Annotated in this window: 19 protein-coding genes; 3 read left to right on the forward strand and 16 right to left on the reverse strand. The window is 74.3% G+C overall.

Annotation, left to right across the window (positions count from 1 at the left end; all coding sequences use genetic code 11):
• Positions 1-18: 18 nt before the first annotated feature.
• From NFU81_RS03470 to NFU81_RS03500, 7 genes are all read right to left on the reverse strand, one after another.
• Positions 19-807 (reverse strand): ferritin-like domain-containing protein, encoded by a 789-nt coding sequence (locus NFU81_RS03470; protein ID WP_251484831.1) that lies wholly within the window; start codon positions 805-807, stop codon positions 19-21.
• Between the two features lie 129 nt (positions 808-936).
• On the reverse strand, positions 937-2,481 hold the full coding sequence (locus tag NFU81_RS03475) for an SDR family oxidoreductase (RefSeq protein ID WP_251484833.1): 1,545 nt from the start codon (positions 2,479-2,481) through the stop codon (positions 937-939).
• 158 nt (positions 2,482-2,639) lie between these two features.
• On the reverse strand, positions 2,640-3,014 hold the full coding sequence (locus NFU81_RS03480) for a hypothetical protein (RefSeq protein ID WP_251484835.1): 375 nt from the start codon (positions 3,012-3,014) through the stop codon (positions 2,640-2,642).
• A 128-nt stretch (positions 3,015-3,142) separates the two neighbouring features.
• Entirely contained in the window at positions 3,143-3,544 is a 402-nt protein-coding gene (locus tag NFU81_RS03485; protein WP_251484836.1) for a roadblock/LC7 domain-containing protein, read from the reverse strand.
• A 47-nt stretch (positions 3,545-3,591) separates the two neighbouring features.
• The gene (locus NFU81_RS03490) at positions 3,592-4,368 is read right to left on the reverse strand and encodes a transcriptional regulator (protein WP_251484837.1); all 777 of its coding nucleotides are present in this window, start codon (positions 4,366-4,368) and stop codon (positions 3,592-3,594) included.
• Positions 4,365-4,718: a hypothetical protein gene (locus NFU81_RS03495; protein ID WP_422665138.1), complete on the reverse strand. Its 354-nt coding sequence runs from the start codon at positions 4,716-4,718 to the stop codon at positions 4,365-4,367. The genes NFU81_RS03490 and NFU81_RS03495 overlap by 4 nt, the downstream gene beginning before the upstream one ends.
• A gap of 200 nt (positions 4,719-4,918) precedes the next feature.
• On the reverse strand, positions 4,919-5,548 hold the full coding sequence (locus NFU81_RS03500; RefSeq protein WP_251484841.1) for a MarC family protein: 630 nt from the start codon (positions 5,546-5,548) through the stop codon (positions 4,919-4,921).
• A 121-nt stretch (positions 5,549-5,669) separates the two neighbouring features.
• Here NFU81_RS03500 and NFU81_RS03505 point away from each other — a divergent pair, with 121 nt between their 5' ends.
• The 3 genes from NFU81_RS03505 to NFU81_RS03515 all read left to right on the forward strand — a co-directional run bounded on the left by NFU81_RS03505 (position 5,670) and on the right by NFU81_RS03515 (position 10,548).
• Positions 5,670-7,385, forward strand: a complete 1,716-nt coding sequence (locus NFU81_RS03505; RefSeq protein WP_251484842.1) for an MDR family MFS transporter — start codon at positions 5,670-5,672, stop codon at positions 7,383-7,385.
• Positions 7,386-7,405: 20 nt separating this feature from the next.
• Positions 7,406-7,867, forward strand: coding sequence for a universal stress protein (locus tag NFU81_RS03510; RefSeq protein ID WP_251484844.1), 462 nt, complete (start codon positions 7,406-7,408; stop codon positions 7,865-7,867).
• Positions 7,868-7,995: 128 nt separating this feature from the next.
• Entirely contained in the window at positions 7,996-10,548 is a 2,553-nt protein-coding gene (locus NFU81_RS03515; protein ID WP_251484847.1) for a polysaccharide lyase family 8 super-sandwich domain-containing protein, read from the forward strand.
• On the opposite strand, the gene NFU81_RS03520 is transcribed toward NFU81_RS03515, so the two are convergent.
• The 9 genes from NFU81_RS03520 to NFU81_RS03560 all read right to left on the reverse strand — a co-directional run bounded on the left by NFU81_RS03520 (position 10,515) and on the right by NFU81_RS03560 (position 20,424).
• Positions 10,515-11,639 carry a branched-chain amino acid ABC transporter permease gene (locus NFU81_RS03520; RefSeq protein WP_251484850.1) on the reverse strand — a complete coding sequence of 375 codons (1,125 nt, stop codon included), beginning with the start codon at positions 11,637-11,639 and terminating at the stop codon, positions 10,515-10,517. The two genes, NFU81_RS03515 and NFU81_RS03520, sit on opposite strands and share 34 nt — an antisense overlap.
• Positions 11,636-12,523 (reverse strand): branched-chain amino acid ABC transporter permease, encoded by an 888-nt coding sequence (locus tag NFU81_RS03525; protein ID WP_251484851.1) that lies wholly within the window; start codon positions 12,521-12,523, stop codon positions 11,636-11,638. Before NFU81_RS03525 ends, NFU81_RS03520 begins: the two co-directional genes overlap by 4 nt.
• Complete coding sequence (locus NFU81_RS03530) at positions 12,523-13,329, reverse strand: ABC transporter ATP-binding protein (protein WP_251484855.1); 807 nt, start codon at positions 13,327-13,329, stop codon at positions 12,523-12,525. The genes NFU81_RS03525 and NFU81_RS03530 overlap by 1 nt, the downstream gene beginning before the upstream one ends.
• Entirely contained in the window at positions 13,326-14,069 is a 744-nt protein-coding gene (locus NFU81_RS03535) for an ABC transporter ATP-binding protein (RefSeq protein ID WP_251484858.1), read from the reverse strand. Before NFU81_RS03535 ends, NFU81_RS03530 begins: the two co-directional genes overlap by 4 nt.
• Positions 14,070-14,072: 3 nt before the next feature.
• Positions 14,073-15,326, reverse strand: coding sequence for a substrate-binding domain-containing protein (locus tag NFU81_RS03540; protein WP_251484861.1), 1,254 nt, complete (start codon positions 15,324-15,326; stop codon positions 14,073-14,075).
• Between the two features lie 197 nt (positions 15,327-15,523).
• The gene (locus NFU81_RS03545; RefSeq protein ID WP_251484863.1) at positions 15,524-16,405 is read right to left on the reverse strand and encodes an alpha/beta fold hydrolase; all 882 of its coding nucleotides are present in this window, start codon (positions 16,403-16,405) and stop codon (positions 15,524-15,526) included.
• 145 nt (positions 16,406-16,550) lie between these two features.
• Positions 16,551-19,064 carry an FtsX-like permease family protein gene (locus NFU81_RS03550; protein WP_251484865.1) on the reverse strand — a complete coding sequence of 838 codons (2,514 nt, stop codon included), beginning with the start codon at positions 19,062-19,064 and terminating at the stop codon, positions 16,551-16,553.
• On the reverse strand, positions 19,064-19,807 hold the full coding sequence (locus NFU81_RS03555) for an ABC transporter ATP-binding protein (RefSeq protein ID WP_251484867.1): 744 nt from the start codon (positions 19,805-19,807) through the stop codon (positions 19,064-19,066). The genes NFU81_RS03550 and NFU81_RS03555 overlap by 1 nt, the downstream gene beginning before the upstream one ends.
• On the reverse strand, positions 19,804-20,424 hold the full coding sequence (locus NFU81_RS03560) for a PadR family transcriptional regulator (RefSeq protein WP_251484869.1): 621 nt from the start codon (positions 20,422-20,424) through the stop codon (positions 19,804-19,806). Before NFU81_RS03560 ends, NFU81_RS03555 begins: the two co-directional genes overlap by 4 nt.
• Positions 20,425-20,470 lie beyond the last annotated feature (46 nt).

Consider the following 20,470-nt stretch of genomic DNA (forward strand, 5'->3'; position numbering starts at 1 on the left):
AGGACACCGGACGGGCTGTCAGGTCGTCGCCTCGGCCGCGACCGGGCCGCCGCCGAGGGCGTTGCGGCGGGCCGGCATCGTCAGGGACGTCATCCGCCGCCGGCCCGCGACCCGCTCGTACGCGTAGACCGCCCGGATACCCGCGCGAAGCGTCGCCGACTTGGCGGCGGACCAGTGCAGCAGCTCGCCCATGTGGGCCATCACCGCGAGGCTGACCTCGCGGTACACGCGGATCTCGGCCAGCGCGCACTCGTGCAGCGTGCGGTGGATCAGCCGCCCGTGCCCGGCCGCGGCGAGCCGCAGCAACTCCTCGTGGCAGTACGCCAGGTGGTTGTCCTCGTCCCGGGCGATCTGCCGGACCGCCCGGCCGATCTCGGGGTGGTCGCCGAAGTGCTTGAGCAGCAGCGCCATCTGCTCCGAGGCCCGCTGCTCGGTCACCCGGCTGTGCGCCAGATACGTGACGATGTCCTGCTCGCTGAGCGGCTGGTCCTTGCGCAGCCGGGAGTGGGCGAGCCCGATCCCGGCGTGCTCCAGCAGCATCGTGTAGTCGGTGTCCGCGGGGACCGGCGCCGGATCGAGGCCGCGCCCGTGCATCAGGCCGTTGAAGATCCGCCCGTGCTTGTCCTCGTCCGCGCCGTGGCGGGCGATCTTGGGGGCAAGCTCGGCCAGGCCCGGCGGCACCAGGGCCGCGATTCTGCCGTTCTCCCAGCCGCCCTGCGTCTCGCCGCTCGCGGCGATGGAGCAGAAGAGCCGAAAGGACTCGTCGTTGTCCAGGATCTCCGTGAAAAGGCCGCGCGCCGACAGCACCACGCCTCTCCTCTCGCCGTCCACCGGGTGTCACGACGAGTCAATGGCGGTGCCGTGGCGCCCGCAACCGGAGAGCGCCGCGGCTCGGCCGTCCGGAGGAGGAGGTGCCGCGTCCCGGCGGGGGAGCCGTCAGCGAACGGCCCCGTGGAGGTCCCGGCCGTTCGCCGTACGGGCCGCCGCGCGGGCGATGTTGCGGGTCATGCCGCCGAAGACGGCGGCGTGGAAGGGGGAGACGGCCCACCAGTAGGCGTGGCCGAGCAGGCCGCGGGGGTGGAAGAGCGCGCGCTGGCGGTAGCGGGTGCGGCCGCCGGGGTCGCGGTCCACCGACATCTCCAGCCACGCCAGGCCCGGCAGCCGCATCTCCGCGCGCAGCCGCAGCAGCCGGCCGGGCTCGATCTCCTCGACCCGCCAGAAGTCCAGCGAGTCGCCGACCCGCAGCCGCGTCGCGTCACGGCGGCCCCTGCGCAGCCCGACTCCGCCGGCCAGCCGGTCGAGCAGCCCGCGCACCGTCCAGGCCAGCGGGAAGGAGTACCAGCCGTTCTCGCCTCCGATGCCCTCGACCACCCGCCACAGCTCGGCCGGGCTCGCCTCGACCACGGTCTGCCGGCGGTCGGTGTAGAGGCTGCCGCCCGCCCAGTCCGGGTCGGTGGGAAGCGGGTCGCTGGGGGCGCCGGGCACCGCGGCCGACGACCAGCGGGTGCTGACCTGGGCGTCCTGCACCCGGCGCAGCGCCAGCGACAGCGCCTTGTTCACCCCGATGGGCGTGCCCGGCGGGTCGGGCACCAGGCCCGCGATGTCGTGCTCGGCGCAGACGACCTCGTGCCGCAACGATTCGGCCAGCGGTTTGGCGACCGCCGCCGGCACCGGGGTGACCAGCCCGATCCAGTGGCTGGACAGCCGCGGGGTCAGGACGGGCACGGGCACGATGATCCGCCGCGGCAGCCCGGCCACCGCCGCGTAACGCTGCATCAGCTCCCGGTAGGTGATCACGTCCGGGCCGCCGATGTCGAAGGTGCGGCTGACGTCGTCCGGCATGGTGGCGCTGCCGACCAGGTAGCGCAGCACGTCCCGTACCGCGATCGGCTGCATCCGGGTCGCCACCCAGCGCGGTGTGACCATCGCCGGCAGCCGTTCGGTGAGATACCGCAGCATCTCGAAGGACGCGGAGCCCGAACCGATGATGACCGCGGCCCGCAGCACCGTGGCCGGCACCCCCGACTCCAGCAGGATGCGGCCCACCTCGGCGCGCGAGCGCAGGTGCGGCGACAGGTCCCGCGCGGGCACCCCGTGCGGGGTCAGGCCGCCGAGGTAGACGATCCGCCGCACCCCCGCCGCCCGTGCCTGCTCGCCGAAGACCCGGGCCGCCATCCGGTCGGTCTGCTCGAAGTCGCTGCCGGTGCCCAGCGCGTGCACCAGGTAGTAGGCGACGTCGATGCCGCGCAGCGCGTCGCGTACCGACGCCTCGTCCGTCACGTCGCCTGCGACCACCTCGGTCCGGCCCACCCAGGGGTGGTCGCGCAGCTTGACCGGGGTGCGGGCCAGGCAGCGCACCCGGTGCCCGGCGTCGAGCAGTTCCGGTACGAGGCGGCCGCCGATGTAGCCGGTCGCCCCGGTGACCAGGCAGTGCAGCCCGGAATTCCCCGATCGGTCCTGCGGCTCCGCCTGGCTGTCCACGTCGGCACCCTCTGCTCGGCCTGCCCGGCCGGCTCGCCGGCGGTCCTTCACGACCCAGCACACCACGGACGGCTCCCGTCCGCGGCCGCGCCGGGGCAGAGATCACCCGAAGCGCCCAACGGCGGCGGGCGGGCCGGACCTCCGGCCCGCCCCGCGGGTCAGACCTCCAGGTCGTTCTCGATGGACTTGAGCTGGTGGCGGGCCATCGCCAGGTTCGCCCGGCCGCGGTCGAGCGCCAGGTAGAGGAAGAGGCCGGACTTGCCGCGGCCGCGGAGCAGCCGGATCAGGTGGTACTGCCCGCCCAGGGTGATCAGGATGTCCTCGATCTCGTCCTTGAGCCCGAGCAGCTCCATCGTGCGGGCCTTGGCGCGGACGACGTCGGTGTTGCCGGCGGCGGCGACGGACAGGTCGAGGTCCTTGCCGCCGCCGAGGGTGCCCAGCGCCATGCCGCTGGTGTAGTCGACGAGCGCCACGCCGATGACGCCCTCGATGGAGGTCATCGCGTCCTTGAGCGCGGTTTCGGTGTTGGCCATGATCTTCGTGCTTCCCTTCGACGGTGTGTTCCGGTGGGTGCGGGGGGATGGTGATGAGGTCGGTTCCTTCGCGGGGTCCTGCGCGCGGCTCCTTGCGCGGCCGGCCCGCGGCCTGGGCGGCTGGTCGGTCATCGCGCACCGCCGCCCTCCGGCGCCGCGGGAGCGGCGCCGAGCAGCTCGGCCAGCCGGGCACCGCTGCGGCGGGCCTCCAGGTGCAGCCGGCCGACGTTGGCGCGCGGCCCTGCGAGCACCGCGAGCACCGCGTCCCGCCCTGCCGCGTGCAGCACGACGCAGCCGGAGTCGCAGCGGACCAGCAGCTCGCGCATCGACTGCTGGCCCGCGCTGTCGGCGAGCCGCAGGCCCACGCCCAGCGCGGCGGCGGTCAGCGCCGCGAAGCCCTCGGCCTGCACTCCCGGGGCGTCGGCGGCCAGCAGCAGGCCGTCGGTGGTGGCCGCGATCGCCCCGGTCACCTCCGGCAACCGCGCCCGCAGCCCTTCCAACTCGGTACGTATAGCGGCTTCGTGCACCATCGACCTCCTCCGCTCGGCACGCAGCGCGTGCCGCTGCAACGCCCGCCTCACAACCGCTCCAGCGCGACCCGCAGCCGGCGCAGCAGCGCCGCGTCCGGGTCGTCGCCGATGTTCTGGAACCAGGCCGGCGCCCTGGCCGGCGCCCGCGTGCTGCCGCGCGGCGTCTCGACCAGCCCGAGCGCGGCCAGCCGGCGTACGTCGACCAGCGCGTGGAAGGCCGGCCGGCCCAGCAGCGCGGCGATCGCCGACGGGGTGCGCACACCGTCCGCGAGGCCGAGGACGGCGGCCTGGCGGCGCGGCAGGAACGGCCGCGCGGCGGGGCGCAGCGCGGACCGCGCCACCGTCACCGGCGCGGCGTCCAGCCGCGGGTGCGGCCACAGCGACTCCAGCAGCAGCCGGCGCCGCAGGGTCTCGCCCTCCACCGCCGCGACCGGGACGCCGCCCAGCGAGCCGAACCAGTGGCGTACCCCGTGCCGGAAGCGGCTCGGGCCGCCCGCGGCCGGCGACAGGACGAAGTAGGCCGCGTCGTACAGCGCGCCGAGCCGGCTGATCTCCAACTCGCCCGCCGCCAGCGTGCGGTGCTCGATCAGCCAGCGGCCGGTCGCGCACTCGGCGCCCGCTGCGGCCACCGCCTCCTGCCAGGTCTCGGGCGAGAGCCGCCCGCCGGCCGTCAGCAGCACCTCGATGCCGGGAGCGGCCGGGCTCTCGGCGTGCACCACCTCGCCCTCGGCCAGGTAGAGCGCGCCGGTGTCCCGGAGCAGCACGCCGGTGGCGCGCTGCTCCGCGAGCCGGGACAGCATGGGGGAGTGGGCGGCCGGGTTCATACCAGCACCAGCCCCTCGGCCAGTTCGCGTAAGCCCCGCAGCGCGAGCGCGAGGTTCGCCTGCGGCCGGTCCAGCCACAGGTAGAGGAACACCCCGCCCTCGTAGGGCGCTTCGACGAACCGCAGCAGGTGGTATCCGGTGCCGGTGACCACCACCGCCTCCTCGGCCGCGGGGCCGGGGCCGTGCTGGTCCGCGGTGAAGACCGGGTGCTCGGCGGTCGCCCGGGCGTAGGCGGCGGTCTCGGCCGCCACCGCCTCGTGGTCGCCGCCCGCCGCCTCGCCGATGACGCCGAGGGCCAGCCCGCTGACCCACTCCACCAGGGCGGCACCGCGTGCCCCGGGCAGCGTCATCGCCCGCAGCAGGCACTCGTCGATCCCGGACACACGGCTCCCCTCGGTCCACGCCGTCGCGCGGCCGCCCGTTCGGGCGGTGACGAGCAAGTTACGCTCCGTGCAATCCGTTTCGGGGACTTCTGGCATTTTCCTGCGGTACATGCGGGCAGTTGCCCTAGGATGCCCGCTGCATCCGGACAACGGCCGCCTGGCAAGCGCTACTTGCGGGTCGACAGCGTCGTGACGCCCAGGTCGAACAGCCCGTCGAGCACCAGGTCCACGCCGACCGCGGCCAGCAGCAGCCCGATCAGCCGGGCCACCAGCTCCACGATCGCGGTGTGCGCCTTCTGCAGCAGTCCGCTGAGCAGCAGGACGCAGGCCAGGTCCACCGCGATGACCGAGATGAAGGCGGCCACGACGGTGCTGCGCCAGCTCCAGTCGTTGCGTTCCGAGGCCTCGATGAGCACCGCCGTCATGGCCAGCGGGCTGACCACGTAGGGCATCAGCAACTCCCGCAGCCCGCTGGTGAGATCGGGGCCGTCCTGGCCGCGCGAGTCGGAGCCGATGTGCAGGCCGAGCACCAGGCCGACCGCGTAGAGGAAGAAGATGATCCCGCCCGCCAGCGCCAGTGCGGGCGTCGAGATGTGGAACAGTTCGAGCAGCCACGGCGAGGTGAAGCCGGCCGCCACCCCGATGACCACCGCGCCGGCCGACGACAGCAGGGCGATGGTGCGCAGGTCCTTCCTCGGGTGGTGCTGCGCGAGCCCCGCGAAGGCGAGCAGCACCTTGGGCGGGCCGATCACGGAGAAGAACGTGACGAATGCGGCGGAATAGGTCAGGGTGATCATAACGGGCATGATGCGCAGTTCCCGGCCCCTGGCCCGGTATTGACGCAGCCCCGGCCTGTGCTTTCCGGCAACCGGCAGTATCGTTGCCCAGGGCAAGCAAGGTTACGGAGAAAGAGTCCCCATGAGCGCCCAAGCAGACGCCGCGCAGGCCGGCACCGCCGCACCCCCGACGGGCTACACCCACCGGCAGATCATGATCATCCTGTCCGGTCTGCTGCTGGGGATGTTCCTGGCCGCGCTGGACCAGACGGTGGTCTCCACCGCCATCTACAAGATCGGCGAGAGCCTCAACGGCCTGACCGCGCAGGCCTGGGTGACCACCGCCTTCCTGATCACCTCGACCATCGCCACCCCGCTGTACGGCAAGCTCTCCGACCAGTACGGCCGCAAGCCGTTCTTCCTCTTCGCGATCTCGGTCTTCGTCATCGGGTCCGCGCTGTGCATGCTCTCGACCTCGATGTACATGCTGGCCGGCTTCCGCGCCTTCCAGGGCATAGGCGCCGGCGGCCTGTTCTCGCTGGCCTTCGCGATCATCGGCGACATCATCCCGCCCCGCGAACGCGCCAAGTACCAGGGCTACTTCATGGCCGTCTTCGGCACCTCCAGCGTGCTCGGCCCGGTCATCGGCGGGGCGCTCGCCGGGCAGGACTCGCTGCTCGGCATCGACGGCTGGCGGTGGATCTTCCTGGTCAACGTGCCGATCGGCATCGTCGCGCTGATCGTGGTGGCCAAGGTGCTGCACGTCAAGCAGGACCGCCGCGCCCACCGGGTCGACTCGCTGGGCGCGGTCGCGCTGGTCGTCGCGCTGGTGCCGCTGCTGATCGTCGCCGAGCAGGGCCGAGAGTGGGGCTGGGGCAGCGGCACCGCGCTGACCTGCTACGTCGTCGGCGCGGTCGGCATCGTCTGCTTCCTGCTCGCCGAGCGCAGGGCCGGCGAGGAGGCGCTGCTGCCGCTGCGGCTGTTCCGCAACGGCGTCTTCGCGCTGGGCTCCGCCCAGTCCGCGATCATCGGCATCGGGATGTTCGGCGGCATCACCCTGATCCCGCTCTACCTCCAGCTGGTCAAGGGCAACTCGCCCACCAGGGCGGGCCTGCTGACGCTGCCCCTGGTGCTCGGCATCATGGTGCTGTCCATGGCGTCCGGCCTGATCACCTCGCGCACCGGCCGCTACAAGGTCTTCCCGATCATCGGCTGCGTGCTGCTGGTCGGCGGCATGCTGATGTTCTGGCAGATGGACGCCGACAGCAGCCTGCTGTACGTCGACGCCGCGATGTTCGTGGTCGGCGCCGGGCTCGGGCTGAACTTCCAGACGATCGTGCTGGCCATGCAGAACGCGGTGCCGCCGCGGGACATCGGGGTGGCCACCTCCTCGACCACCTTCTTCCGCCAGATGGGCGGCACGCTGGGCGTCGCCGTCTTCCTGTCCATCGTCTACTCGGTGGTCGGCGGCCGGATCGGCTCGGCCTACGCCGACGCGCGCGGCACCGCCGCCTTCGACAAGGCCGCGGCCGCCCACCCCGGCCAGCTGAAGCTGCTCACCTCGGGCGGTTCCGGCAGCCTGAACGACACGTCCTTCCTCAGCCACGTCGACCCGGCCCTCGGCCACCCCTTCAAGGTCGGCTTCACGGGCGCCATCAACGTCGCCTTCCTGGTCGGCGCGGGTGTCCTGGTGGTCGCGCTGCTGCTGTCCACGCTGCTCAAGGAGGTGCCGCTGCGGACCACCGCTGCGGCCTTCGCCGACCCGGACGAGGCGCCGCAGCCGGAGGCCGGCCGCACCGCGGGACGGACCGGGGGAGGCGCCACGGACAGCGGCGCCGCCGGCGGGCCGGCGGCGTAGCAGCCGGACACGGCAAGGCCGTGGACTTCGATCGGGCCGCCGCCCCGCGGGGCGGCGGCCGTACCGTCGTGGTCGGCCTGGACGACTCCGACTCCGCATGGCGGGCCGCCGCCTACGCCGTCGGGCTCGCCCGCAGGCAGGACGCGCTGCTGGTGGTGGTCCACGTGCTGCCGGCGCACCCGACCGCGATGCTGGCCGGCCTGAACTGGATGCTCGCCGCCGACGACCTGGCGGTCGCCCGTCATCTGGAGCACCGGCTGGCGGTCGGGCTGGCCGGCACCCTCGGACTGCCGTCCCCGCGCTGGGAGTTCCACATCCTGCGCGCCGCCGACGTGGTGAGCGGGCTCGCCGAGACCGCCGACGGGCTGCGGGCGGACACCGTGGTCATCGGCGCCTCCCGCGGCCTGCGCCGCCGGCTGTTCGGCTCACCGGGCGTGCGGCTGGTCAGGACCGGGAGGTGGCCGGTGATCGTGGTGCCTTAGCGCGACGGTCCCCGGGGTCGGCGGGGCGCGTGTCATGGGCGGTGACAGGTGGGGCCGTGGTTGCTTGAATGCGGGGGGCGCCGGGTGCGGCGCCGCCCGCTGTCCGCCGACCGCTTGGAGCGTCCGCCGTGCAGATATCCCGTCGTGCCCTGCTGTCGATCGCCCCGGCCGGCACCCTGCTGGCCCTCGCGGGCCGGACGCGCGCCACCGCCGCCGAGGGCCGCACCGTACCGTCCGCCGCCACCGACCGGGCCACCCTGCTCGGCAACGTCACCGCGATATTCTGCGGCACCCCCGAGTCCAACGCCCGCCCCGAGGTCGCGGCCAAACTCGCCGCCATCCAGTCCACCGCCACCGCACGGCTCGCCGCCATGGACGCCGCGGGCGCCGGCGAGCTGTTCCACGGCGTGGGCCTGGGCACCAGCGACCCGCACCTGTCCACCTCCTTCCAGTACCTGTACGAGATCGCGCTCGCCACCCGGGCGCCCGGCTCCGCGCTGCTGGGCGACGCCGCCGTGCAGCAGCGCGTCATCGACGGCCTGACCTGGCTCTACGACGGCTACTACGGCGACCAGGCCACCGGCTACTACGGCAACTGGTTCACCTGGGAGATCGGCATCTCCACCTACGCCGGCCGCATCCTGGTGCTGCTCGCCGACGTGCTCGACCAGGCCGCGCCCGACCTCACCGCCACCTACGTCGCCGCGATGGACGGCTACCTGCGCAACGGCAAGGACGGCGACGTCGACCTCGACTCGCGCTTCCACACCGGCGCCAACCTCGCCGACATCACCACCAACCGCATCCTGCAGGGCGCCGCGCTCGGCGACACCGCCCGCATCACCAAGGCCGTCGCCGACCAGCTGACCGTCTACGCCACCGTCGACCCCTACGCCCCGCAGCACGGCGTCACCGACGGCTTCTACGCCGACGGGTCCTTCCTGCAGCACTCCTCGGTCGCCTACACCGGCTCGTACGGCACCGGGCTGCTCACCCGGGTGGTGCAGACCGTCAAGATCCTCGACGGCACCGGCTACGCCCCCGCCGACGGCGGCCTGGCCGGCGTCGTCACCGGCTGGGTCGCCGACAGCTTCGCGCCGCTGATCGTCGAGGGCTGGATGTCGGAGGTCGTCAAGGGCCGCGCGGTGTCCAGGACCGGTACCGGATACGCCGACGTGGCCGTCGTGATCGAGGCTGTCGTCGACCTGTCCGGCTACGCCACCGGCGAGGCCGCCACCGCGCTGGCCGGCTACGCCAAGCACCTGCGGCAGGTGACCAGGGCCGCGCCCGACCCGGCCGGCTTCGTCTCACCGGTCAGCGTGGCCCGCTACGCCGACCTGCTCGCCGACCCCGCCGTCCCGGCCCGCGACATCAACCCCGAGGCGCAGCACAGCGCCTACCCCGCCATGGACCGCAGCGTCCACCGCCGCCCCGGCTGGACCTTCGCGCTGGCCCGCAGCTCCACCCGGATCAGCGGCTACGAGTACATGAGCGGCGAGAACCTGACGCCCTGGTTCGAGGGCGCCGGCGCCCACTACCTCTACCTCGCCGGGCAGGACCAGACGCAGGCCTTCGGCGTCGACTACTTCACCACCGTGCCGCCCGACCGGCTGGCCGGCGTCACCGCCCCCGCCGAGACCCGGCTGACCGTCCCCGAGCTGTACGGCACCCAGTGGTACGACAACCCCGCCGCCGGGTTCACCTCGTCCTCGGAGTCGCAGAACACCTACGTCTACTTCCCGCTCGGCACCAACACCTTGTCCGGCGGCGCGGTCCTGGGCAGCTACGGCGCCGCCGCGATGGTGCTGGCCCCCGACGCGGCCTGGGCGGCGAAGCAGGCGGGGCAGCTCCCCGCCGACTTCGTCGCCTACCGCGGCGCCGACGCCACCAGGTCGTGGTTCATGCTGGACGACGAGGTCGTGGTACTCGCCGCAGGCGTCGGCGACTCCGCCGGGCGCGCGGTCATCACCACCGCGGACGCCAGGATCGCCGGCGCCGCCGACCCGGTGGACCTCACCGGCGAAGTGCGCGGCGGCGCCCCCTGGTCCGGCACCGGCACCGCCCCGCTGGCCTGGCTGCGCTACGCCGACCCCGCGCAGGGCACCGCCGTCGGCTACGTGCTGCTCGACCCGCACCAGGTGCGGCCCACCGTCGCCCTCGACACCGTCACCCGCAGCCGCCGCGCGGTCCGGCTGACCAACCCCGACACCCCCGTCACCAAGCAGGTCTTCACCCTGGCCTTCCACCAGGAGCCGGGCGCCCCGCACACCGCACTGGCCTACGCCATCGTCCCCGGCGCGACCGAGAGCGCGCTGCGCGGATACGCCCGCGGCCCGCTCACCGTCCTCGCCAACAGCGCCGACGTGCAGGCCGTGAGCCACCGCGGCATCGGGCTGCTGGCCGCCAACACCTTCACCGCGGGCTCCCACCGGGCCGGCCGCCTCACCGTCGAGGGCCCCGCGTCGGTACTGCTCCGCGAGGCCCGCGACGGCACGGTGTCACTGGCGCTCGCCGACCCGACCACCGAACGCTCCACGGTGACCGTCCACCTGGGCGGCCGCCGCCTGCAGCCGGTGGCCGCGGACCCCGGGCTGCGGATCGGGCACGGTCCCGCCGGCACCACCGTGGTGGCGGACACCGCCCGGCTCTACGGCCGCTCCCTGGCCGCCACCCTGCGCTGACCGGCGGTCAGCACGGGGCGCAGCCGGGCGGGCAGGCGGGTCAGCCCGCCCGGCAGCGCGACGACCATGACGACGAACAGGGCGCCCAGCAGGAACAGCGGCTGGGACAGCGGCACCCGCAGGAAGGACGGCAGGCCCGACACCGTCTCGGAGCCCGCCAGGTCGCCGAGGCGGTGGTCGGCCCAGGTGTAGAGCACACCGCCGACCAGCGGCCCCCAGCGCGAGCCCGACCCGCCGAGCACCACCATCACCAGCAGCGACAGGGTGAAGTCCGACGTCGTGGTCTGCGGGGTCGCACCGCCGGTCAGCAGCAGGTGGACGATCCCGCCGACCGCGGCCAGCGCCCCGGCCAGCACGAAGGCGACCAGCTTGAAGCCGTACGGGCGCAGGCCCAGCACCTCCACCCGGCGCTCGTTCTCCTTGATGCCCTCCCAGACCCTGCCGGTGGGGGAGCGGACCGCCCAGTGCACGACCGCCAGGGTCAGCACCAGGTAGGCCAGGGCGATCCAGTAGAGGTTGGCGGTGTTGCCGATGCCGGCCAGCGAGGACGGCAGCTTGTCGGCCGGGATGGCCCGGCCCTCCTCGCCGCCGGTGACACCGCCGGGATCGCGCTCCACCAGGATCGAGCCGGCCTGCGCGAAGGCCAGGGTGACCATGGAGAAGGCGATGCCGCCGACCCGCAGCGCCACCGAGCCGAGCGCCGCGGCCAGCGCGACACCGCAGCACAGGCCGAGCACCGCGGACACCGCGAAGGGCAACCCTGCCTCCACCATGATCAGTTCGGTCGCGTAGCTGCCCGCCGCGAAGTACAGCGCATGCCCGAACGACAGCAGGCCGGTACGACCGAGCAGCAGGTCGTATCCGGTGGCGAGCGCACCGAACACCAGGCACAGGGCCAGCAGTTGCAGGCTGCCCGCGCTGCCGATCGGGCCGTCGAGCAGCCCGGGCAGCGGCAGCGAGCTGTAGGGTGCGGCGAACAGCGCGACGAGCGCCACGGCGGGCCACCACCGGCCGTAGCGGCGCAACGTCCCGGCCGGCGCGGCCACATCGCCTGCGGTGGCCGCCTCGCGGGCGGGCGTGGCGGTGGTCATGCGAGCCTCCCGGTGATGCCGCGCGGCTTGAGCAGCAGCAGGGCGGCGAGCAGCACGACGACGGCGAGGTCGCCGAGGCCCGACGCGGTGTAGTAGTTGGCGAACTGCTGGACCAGGCCCACCCCGACGGCGGCCAGCGCGGCACCGGCCACCGAGCCCATGCCGCCCATGACCACCACCACGAAGGCGAAGATCAGCAGCGAGGTGCCCTGGCCCGGGTCGACCGAGCCGTAGTACAGCCCGCCCAGCGCCCCGCCGAGGGCGGCCGCGGCCCCGCCGATCGCGAAGACCAGCGTGAAGGCCCGGCGTACGTCGATGCCCAGCGCGGTGACCATCGCCCGGTCCTCCACCCCGGCGCGTACCACCAGGCCGTGCCGGGTGCCGCCGAGGAAGAGCCGCAGCGCCACCAGCACCGCGGCGGCGGCGCCGATCAGCACCAGCCGGTTCACCGGGATGTGCGCCCCCAGCAGCCCGAAGGTGCCGGACAGCGCGGCCGGCCCGGGGAAGGGCCGCGCGTCGGGTCCCCAGATCGCCGACAGCAGCGCCGGGACGGCGAGCCCGACGCCCACGGTGGCGAGCACCTGCTCGCGCGGGCGGTCGTACAGCGGGCGGATCAGGGCCAGTTCGAGGACCATGGCGGCCACCGTGCCGACGGCGGTGCCGAAGCAGACCGCGAGCACGAAGCCGGGGCCGCCGGAGCCCGCGCCCGGCAGATGCCCGTCCGCGGCCCACCAGGTGGCGTACGCGCCCACCGAGAGCAGCGCCCCGTGCGCGAAGTTGAGGACGTCCATCAGCCCGAAGATCAGCGAGAGCCCGGACGCCACCAGGAAGTACAGTGCGCCCAGGCCCAGTCCGGTGACGGCGAGCAGCACGACGGTCGACATCACGCCCCCGCCTTCCCGTTGTCCGCGGCCGGGCCCGCGGGCCGGGCTGCCTGGTTGTCGTGCGGTGCCATGAGGTGCTCCTCGGGACGGGCGGTGCCGCGGCGGCCGACGCCCAGCAGCCGCCGGGTGGCCTCGGGGTCGGCGAGCAGGCCGGCGGCGGGGCCGCGGTGCGCGGTGCGGCCGTCGGCGAGGACCACGCAGTGCTCGGCGAGCCTGCGCACCATCGCCAGGTTCTGCTCGACCAGCAGCACCGGCGCGGCCTGCGCGGCCCGCTCCAGCACCTGCGCGACCTCGGTGACCACCTTGGGCGCCAGGCCCTTGGTCGGCTCGTCGGCGATGATCAGCCGGTTGCCGTTCAGCAGGGTGCGGCCGATCGCCACCATCTGCTGCTGGCCGCCGGACAGGGTGCCCGCCAACTGCTTCGCGCGGGCCTTGAGTTCGGGAAACAGTTCGTGCACCAGGCCGTACGCGGGCTCGCCCGCGCCCGGCCGCTCCGCCAGCCGCAGGTTCTCCGCGACGGTGAGGGCGGCGAAGACCCCGCGGTCCTCCGGCGCGTAGCCGATGCCGCGGCGCACCAGCGCATGGGTCGGCAGCCGCACCGTCTCCTCGCCGAGGAAGCGCACGCTGCCGGTGCGCGGCACCAGGCCGAGCACCCCGCGCACCGTCGTGGTCTTGCCCGCCCCGTTGCGGCCGAGCAGCGCGGTGACACCGGACGGCGCGACGTCCAGGTCCACCCCGTGCAGGATGTGCCGGCCGCCGATGACGACCGCCAGGTCCCGGACCGCGAGCAGGGGTCCGGTGCTCACAGCGCCTCCCCGAGATACGCCTGCTGCACCACCGGGTCGGCGGTGACCGCCTGCGGCGTGTCCAGCGCGAGCAGGGTGCCGTGGTGCATCACCGCCAACCGGTCGGCCAGGCCCAGCAGCACGTCCATGTGGTGCTCCACCATCAGCACGGTCCTGCCCTCGTCGCGGTGCAGCGAGCGGATCAACTCGGTCAGCGCGGGCACCTCCTCGGCGCTCACCCCGGCCATCGGCTCGTCGAGCAGCATCAGCCGCGGCTCGCCGACCAGCAGCACCGCGAGCTCCAACTTGCGTTTCTCACCGTGCGACAGCTCCGCGGACGGCACCTCGGCCCGGTGCGTCAGACCGGTGCGCTCCAGCACCCGCCCGACCCGCTCCCGGTGGTCCGACGCGCGCCGCCAGATCCGGTACGAGCCGCCGGCCGCCGCCTGCGCCGCCAGCCGCACGTGACCGGCGACCGTCATCGCCGGCCACAGGCTGGAGGTCTGGAACGTCCGGCCGAGCCCGCGCCGCGCCCTGGCGGGCACGCTCTCGGCCGTCACGTCCGCGCCGTCCAGCCCGATCGAGCCCCGGGTGGCCGGCACGAGCCCGCTGATCAGGTTGAACAGCGAGGTCTTACCTGCCCCGTTGGGACCGATGAAGGCCAGGAACTCGCCCTGGCGCACGTCGAAGGACACCTCGTCCACGATGGTCGCGCCGCCCACCGACCAGCCCAGGTCGCGCAGTTGGAGTACGGGTGCCACGGATCAGCCTGCCATCTGCTTCGACGGCGGGGTGACCGCGTCCTTCGGCAGCCGGCTGATCAGCTCGGGCTTCGGGGCCGCGCCGGTCCCGGTCAGCTTCGCCGTGAACATCGGCTGCAGCAGCGCGTGGTCCACCGCGCGGATCTGCTCGTCGCCCTTGGGACCCTGGAACGACCAGCCCTCCAGGGCCTTCGCCATCGCCGTCGGGTCGGTGGCGCTGCCGGACTCCACCGCGTGCACGATCATCTGGGCCGCGGTGAATCCGTCCGGGCTGAACAGGTCGGGAGTACCGCCGGCCTTGGCGATGCCGTCCAGCATCGCCTTCTCCACCGGGTTGTTGCCCGCACCGGGGAAGTAGTGCGCCAGGAAGGACACCTTGGCGCCGGCCGCGCCGAACAGCGGGTAGGAGGCGGTGCCGGCCAGCCCGGTCACCACCTTGGTCGAGCCGACCACGCCCTGCTGGTCCAGCGCGGTCCACAGCGCCGGGGCGCTCGCACCGGCCCACGCCACGAACACCAGGTCCGGCTTCTTCGACTTGACCTGCTGCGCGAACGGCGTCAGGTCGCCCGCGCTCGGCGGCGCGAGCACCGAGTCGACCTTCGCTCCCTGCCCGTCGCCCAGCACCGTCTTGACCGCGGCCACATTGGCCTGGCCGAAGGCCGAGTTCTGGGTCAGCACCACGACCTTCCTGCCCTTGGAGTCGCCGAGCAGCGAACCGGCGGTGAGGATGTCCTGGTACGACTGCCGACCGGAGCGGAAGGTGTACGCGTTCACGCCGGTGAGCCCGTCGGTCGCGGCGGGTCCCGAGACGTACAGCACCCGGTTCTGCGCGGCCAGCGGCGCCAGTTGCAGCGCGACCCCGGAGTCCGTGGTGCCCGCGATGATCTTCGTGCCCTTGCCGATCAGCGTCTTGGCCGCGGCGACGGCCTTGGCCGGGTCACCCGCGTCGTCCTGCTCGGTGACGTGGATCTCGTGTCCCGCCGCCTTGCCGGTGCCGTGGGTGGCGTACGCCAGGCCGGCGTTGAAGCCTTCGAGGTACTGCTTGCCGTACGCGGCCAGCGGGCCGCTGCGCGAGTAGACCAGGCCGACGTCGACGGCCGCGCTGCCGCCCTTGCCGCCGTCGCCGTCCGACGAGCTGCCGGCGGTCCCCGCCTTGCTGCACCCCGCCAGCCCCGCCAGCAGGACGGTGGCGGCCAGCAGCGCAACTGCGGGGACCGATCTGCTTGTGTACGTGCTCGATGTGCTGCTGCGACGCATGGTGACCGGCTCCCGGAACGGTGGATGGTTGCGCACACCGTAGGAGCGCGTGCTCCCGCGGGACATGTGGCCGGACCACGTAGCCCAGGGCACCGCCATGTCGGCGGGGACCATGGCGGCACACCCCGCCGGAAAGCCCGTCAGGGCCTGCCCCGGGGGGCAGGCCCTGACGGTGGACCGATCCGCTGCCGTACGCTTCAGGCGCCTGCGACGAGGGCCGCGCGCACGCGCTCCGCCACGGTGGCCGCACCGGCGGTTCCGAGCAGGATCGAGTAGTGGTTCACGCCGGGGACGAAGCGGGTGGACACCGTGGTGAGCGCGGCAGCCTCGACGACCTCCGGCGGGTACAGGCCGACGGGCTCGTCGCGCAGCCCGCGTTCGGCCCAGAGCAACTCGGCGGGGACGCGCAGCCGGTGGATCGCGGCGAACACCTCGGGGTTGCGCAGCTCGTCCTCGGCGTCCTGGCGGATCGCCGCCGCCCGGCACGCGGACCGCAGGTGCGGCTCCTCGCCGACGAGGTCGCGGTCCAGATACGCCCGCACCGCCTCGCCGCCGAGTTCGGCGAACGCCGGATGCCCGGCCCAGAAGGCGTGGTAGGCGGCGCGGTCGGCGAACTCCATGTCGAGCTTGGCCATCGCAGGGCCGATCACCGCGTGCAGCACCTGGTCGATGTCCATGTCGGCCGGCACGGGGAAGCCCAGGCCGCCGTCGACCAGCACCAGGTGCCGGTAGCGCCCCGGGTCGCGGTGCGCGGCGACGCAGCCGACGAAGCCGCCCATGGAGTGCCCGGCGAGCACCGCGCGCCCGACCCCGAAGTGGTCCAGCACCGCCAGCAGGTCGTCGGCGTGCACCGCCATGCTGCTCTCGCCCTTGACGTCGCCGCTGCGCCCGCGCCCGCGCAGGTCGGGGGCCAGCACCTCGACGCCGTCCAGGGCCTCCGCGACCCCGGCCCAGGACAGGCCGTTGCCCGTGATGCCGTGCACCGCGAGGACGGTGCCGGCGCCCGGCGTCCCCGGCCAGCGGCGTACCGCAAGCGTGCCGCCCGGCACCTCGACGCCGACGTCCCTGTATTCCCTCATGCCGCTCCGCCCCGCGTCAGCCCAGCCCTGCAGGCCGCACGCCGTCCGTGCGGCTCCAGCAGCCTATGTGCCACCGGGCGGGGTGGCGCATGGCGGCGGCCGACACAGCGGGTGGTTCCGCCGTGTCGGCCGCCGCCACTGCCGCTCACTCCAGCAGCCGCCGCGCGAGCCCCGGCGGTTCACGGCCTGCCGACAGCCAGCCGACGGCCGCGGCCAGCACCGGTATGCCGGGGAAGGCCATGAGCAGTGGCACGACCGGGACATGGGCCAGTGGCGACAGGTCGTCGCTGTAGGCGCTGAGCAGGACCAGATAGGCGCCGAGCGTACCGAGCACCGTACCGGCCAGCGCCAGGGAGCCGGCCGTCGCGGCGGTGAGCGCACGCCGGTTGCCCGAGGTGGCGCCGGTCGCGGTGAGGGTGCGCAGGTCGTCGGTGGACTCCGCCCGCAGCGTGCCGACGGTCATGGCCAGCACCCCGAGCGCCAGCGCGGCCCCCGCGGCGACCGACACCAGCCGCACCGTGCGCAGCCCGCCCTGCCGGTCGCGGAACTCCGCCGACATGCCGCCGGCGGCGGCCATGTCGCGGGCGGCGGCACGGTCCTGGCCGGTCAGCTCGTGACCGGCGGTGACCAGCCAGCCCGCTGGGATGGTGCGCAGGCCGCGCGCCCGGGCCGCGGCCGGGGTGAGGAAGGCGTGCGGCACCGAGGTGTACGTGCTGCTGCCCGGTACGTGGGCTGACGGCGGGGCGTCGCCCGGCCGGTCGCGGCCCGTGGCGCCGAGTACGGTCAGCTCCGGTGAACCCGGCAGTGAGGAGAGGATCTGGGCGTCGGGCGCCGCCTTGATGGCCGCGCCGAGGCCGAACTCGCGCACCGCGGCCGGGGTGGCGACGTAGAGCGGGATGCTGGACCAGACGTTCGCACCGGTCCTGCGGCCCGTCTCGACCACCGGCTGGCCGTCGAGCCCGCTGCGCGTGCTGGTGTGCGGGACGGCGGGGTCGTACGCCATCTCCAGCGGCGTCGCCGTCCCCCCGACGGATGCCGCCCAGCGGCCGACAGCCGACTGCTGGGCACGCCTGGCGGCGTCGGAGAGCAGGGGGATGACCGGGTCCCGCGTTCCCGCGCGGATCATCGTCTGGCGGTCCGACAGATTCCCGGTGTCCGCGGTGTGCTGACTGGCCGCGGCCAGCACGCTGATCGCCACCGGCAGGCCGATCGCCAGGGTGATCGCGGCCAGCGCGGCGCCCGACCTGGCCTGGTGCCTGCCCAGGTCACGCAGCGCCAGCCGGGTGGTGAAGGGCGTGCGGCGGGCCGCCGCGGCCATCAGCCGCACCACGGGCGCGCTGAGCAGCAGCATGCCGAGCACCACGGCCACGATGCCGGCCACGACCAGCAGCCCGTTGGCGCGGTGCGCGGGGATCAGCGCGCCCGCGCCGGCCGCGAGCAGTGCCGCGGCGGCCCACACCGACTGCCGTGCGGGCAGCGGCCGGGGCGGGCGGGCGGACAGCGCCTGCGCGGTGGGGACACGCGCCATCGCCCGGGCCGGCCACCACGCGGCGGCGGTCGGGGTGAGCACCCCGAAGACCAGCAGCAGCGTGAGCATCGGCCACGGCAGGGCAAGGCGGTCGATGCGGTGCCCGGCGGCCGACTCCAGCCACGGGGCCAGCGGCATCCACACCGCGCCGCCCAGGATCGCGCCACCCGCCGTCGCGACGGCGCCGGTCAGCGCTCCGTGCCCGAGCAGCACCAGGCGCAACTGGCGGTCGGTGGCGCCGATCGTGCCGAGCATCCCGATCTGCCGAAGCCTGCGCTGGGCGACGGCGGCGAATCCCGCGGCGGCGACCAGCGAGACCAGCAGCAGCCCGACCGTCGCCAGCGCCACGATGAAGGCGTCGGCCGCCGCCCGGCCGAAGTCGCCGCGCTGCTCGACCATGACAGGTGCGCCGCCGGACGACGACCTGCGCAGCGCGTCGACCGCGCTCGACGGCGCGTCGGTGAGGACGTCGGCGGAGGTCGCGGGGCGCCCGGCGACCGTGCTGCCCGCGGCGCTCCCGGCCGCGGGAGCGGCCAGCGCGAAGGTGTCGCCGAGCAGCCCGGGGTTCTGCACCGTGCCGGTGACGGTCAGCCGCTGCCCGCCGAGGACGACGGGGGCGCCGGTGCGGGTGTGGAAGAGGTCGGCCGCCGAGGGCGTGAGCGCGACCTCGCCGCTGCCGGACGGATAGCGCCCGGACAGCAGCCGCAGCCGCCCCGCGGCGAACGGCCCGCGCGGGTCCTCGGCGCGGATGTCCAGGCCGTCCAGCGCGCCGGGCACCGGGACCAGGCGGTGCGCGGTGACATCCGCCGGCGCCAGCTTCGCCCGGGCCTCCGCGACCGCGGCGGGCAGCGCCGCGCCGCCGGCACCGCCGTCCAGATGCAGCCGCTGGGAGGCGGAGCCGAAGGTGCCGGCCGGCGTCTGCACATAGGCGTGCACCGCTGCGAGCCCGCACACGGCGGCGCCCACCGCGGTGGCGATCAGCGCGGTCAGCAGCGCCTGGCGGCGCCATTCGCGGCGCAGCAGCCGCCAGGACCAGCGCAGCACGGCGAGTGCGGCGGGCATCCCGCCGCTCCCCGAACCGTACGGCTGCCGGTCCGCCGACGGGCGCACCTGCGGTTGGGCTGCGGTCATCAGCGGGCCTCCTCGCCGGGCTGCGGGCCGCCGGGGGTCAGCAGCGACTCGGGTCCGGCGAGCGGGCTGGTGGAGTCGACGATCGCGCCGTCCCGCACGAAGACCACCCGGTCGGCCCACGAGGCCAGTTGAGCGTCGTGGGTGACCATCACGGCGGCCGCGCCGCTGTGGCAGGCGGACCTGATCAGCCGCATCACACCCTCGCCGCTGTGCGAGTCCAGCGCTCCGGTCGGCTCGTCGGCGAGCAGCAGCCGGCGCTCGCCGACCAGCGCCCTGGCCAGCGCGACCCGCTGCCGCTGCCCGCCGGACAGCTCGTCGGGGAAGCTGCCGGCGCGGTCGGCGAGCCCCAGTTCCTCCAGCGCGGCAAGCCCGGCGCGGCGGGCCTGCCGGCTTCTGACCCCGTCCAGCTCCAGCGGCATCGTGATGTTCTCGACCGCGGTGAGCCCGGCGAGCAGGTTGAAGTCCTGGAAGACGTAGCCGATGTGGCGGCGGCGCAGCCTGGCCCGGTCGTCGCGGCTCAGCCCCGACAGGGGAGTGCCCTCGATGTACACCTCGCCGCTGGTCGGTTCCTCCAGGCTGCCCGCGATGGTCAGCAGGGTCGACTTGCCGGACCCGCTCGGCCCCATCACGGCGACCATCTCGCCGGCGGCGACGCTCAAGTTCGCCTCGACCAGGGCCTGGACGGCGGCGGGACCCTCGCCGTAGGTCTTGGACACCCCGCGCAGTTCGAGCGGCGCGGTCACCGGACGCCTCCCGTGCCGCCCGGTGCGGGAGCGGGCGCTGCCGGCGCGGCCGCCCCGGGCGCCGTCCGCGGTACGGCCGACGCGGCGGCCTGCGGGCCGGGAGCGTGGTGCCGGAGCCGGGCCTGCGCCGCGTCCAGCCAGCGGACCACGGATTCCAGGCGGTACAGCTGCGCGTCGGCGACCAGCAGCAGCGACAGGTCGTCGAGCGCGTGCTCCTTGAGGCGGGTGTACTGCTGCATCCGCTCGATGGTGGCCCTGCGGTGCGACTGCAGGATCGCGGGCAGGTCGACCCCGGGCAGCCGCAGTGCGACCAGCACCTTGATCAGCAGTTCGTCGCGCGGCGGCGCGTCGGGAGTCGGCGGGGTTATCAGCCAGGTCGCCAGTTCGGCGCCACCGGCCGGGGTGATGCGATAGCTCTTCTGCGGACCGGCGTCCGCCGGCTCGTCCTGGTCGGACTCCACCAGCCCGTCCCGCTCCAGGCGCTGCATCGTCGAATAGACCTGACCGACATTCAGCGGCCAGACCTCTCCGGTCCGCGCTTCGAACTCCTGGCGCAACTGCAAGCCGTACTTGGGTCCTTCGCTCAGCAGCGCGAGCAAAGCGTGGCGCACACTCATCGGATCGACCTCCCCGTCCCCTTGTGTATACCCGGTATCATACTCG

This window comes from Actinacidiphila cocklensis (genome assembly GCF_907177275.1).
In the GTDB taxonomy this organism is placed as follows: Bacteria; Actinomycetota; Actinomycetes; order Streptomycetales; family Streptomycetaceae; genus Actinacidiphila; species Actinacidiphila cocklensis.

Coding starts and splice junctions, on each gene's coding strand:
- NFU81_RS03485 (WP_251484836.1), bottom strand. CDS start 3,544: ATGGTGCACGAAGCCGCTATACGTACCGAGTTGGAAGGGCTGCGGGCG.
- NFU81_RS03505 (WP_251484842.1), top strand. CDS start 5,670: ATGAGCGCCCAAGCAGACGCCGCGCAGGCCGGCACCGCCGCACCCCCG.
- NFU81_RS03495 (WP_422665138.1), bottom strand. CDS start 4,718: ATGACGCTGCCCGGGGCACGCGGTGCCGCCCTGGTGGAGTGGGTCAGC.
- NFU81_RS03480 (WP_251484835.1), bottom strand. CDS start 3,014: ATGGCCAACACCGAAACCGCGCTCAAGGACGCGATGACCTCCATCGAG.
- NFU81_RS03525 (WP_251484851.1), bottom strand. CDS start 12,523: ATGTCGACCGTCGTGCTGCTCGCCGTCACCGGACTGGGCCTGGGCGCA.
- NFU81_RS03500 (WP_251484841.1), bottom strand. CDS start 5,548: ATGATCACCCTGACCTATTCCGCCGCATTCGTCACGTTCTTCTCCGTG.
- NFU81_RS03490 (WP_251484837.1), bottom strand. CDS start 4,368: ATGAACCCGGCCGCCCACTCCCCCATGCTGTCCCGGCTCGCGGAGCAG.
- NFU81_RS03560 (WP_251484869.1), bottom strand. CDS start 20,424: ATGAGTGTGCGCCACGCTTTGCTCGCGCTGCTGAGCGAAGGACCCAAG.
- NFU81_RS03520 (WP_251484850.1), bottom strand. CDS start 11,639: ATGACCACCGCCACGCCCGCCCGCGAGGCGGCCACCGCAGGCGATGTG.
- NFU81_RS03545 (WP_251484863.1), bottom strand. CDS start 16,405: ATGAGGGAATACAGGGACGTCGGCGTCGAGGTGCCGGGCGGCACGCTT.
- NFU81_RS03540 (WP_251484861.1), bottom strand. CDS start 15,326: ATGCGTCGCAGCAGCACATCGAGCACGTACACAAGCAGATCGGTCCCC.
- NFU81_RS03550 (WP_251484865.1), bottom strand. CDS start 19,064: ATGACCGCAGCCCAACCGCAGGTGCGCCCGTCGGCGGACCGGCAGCCG.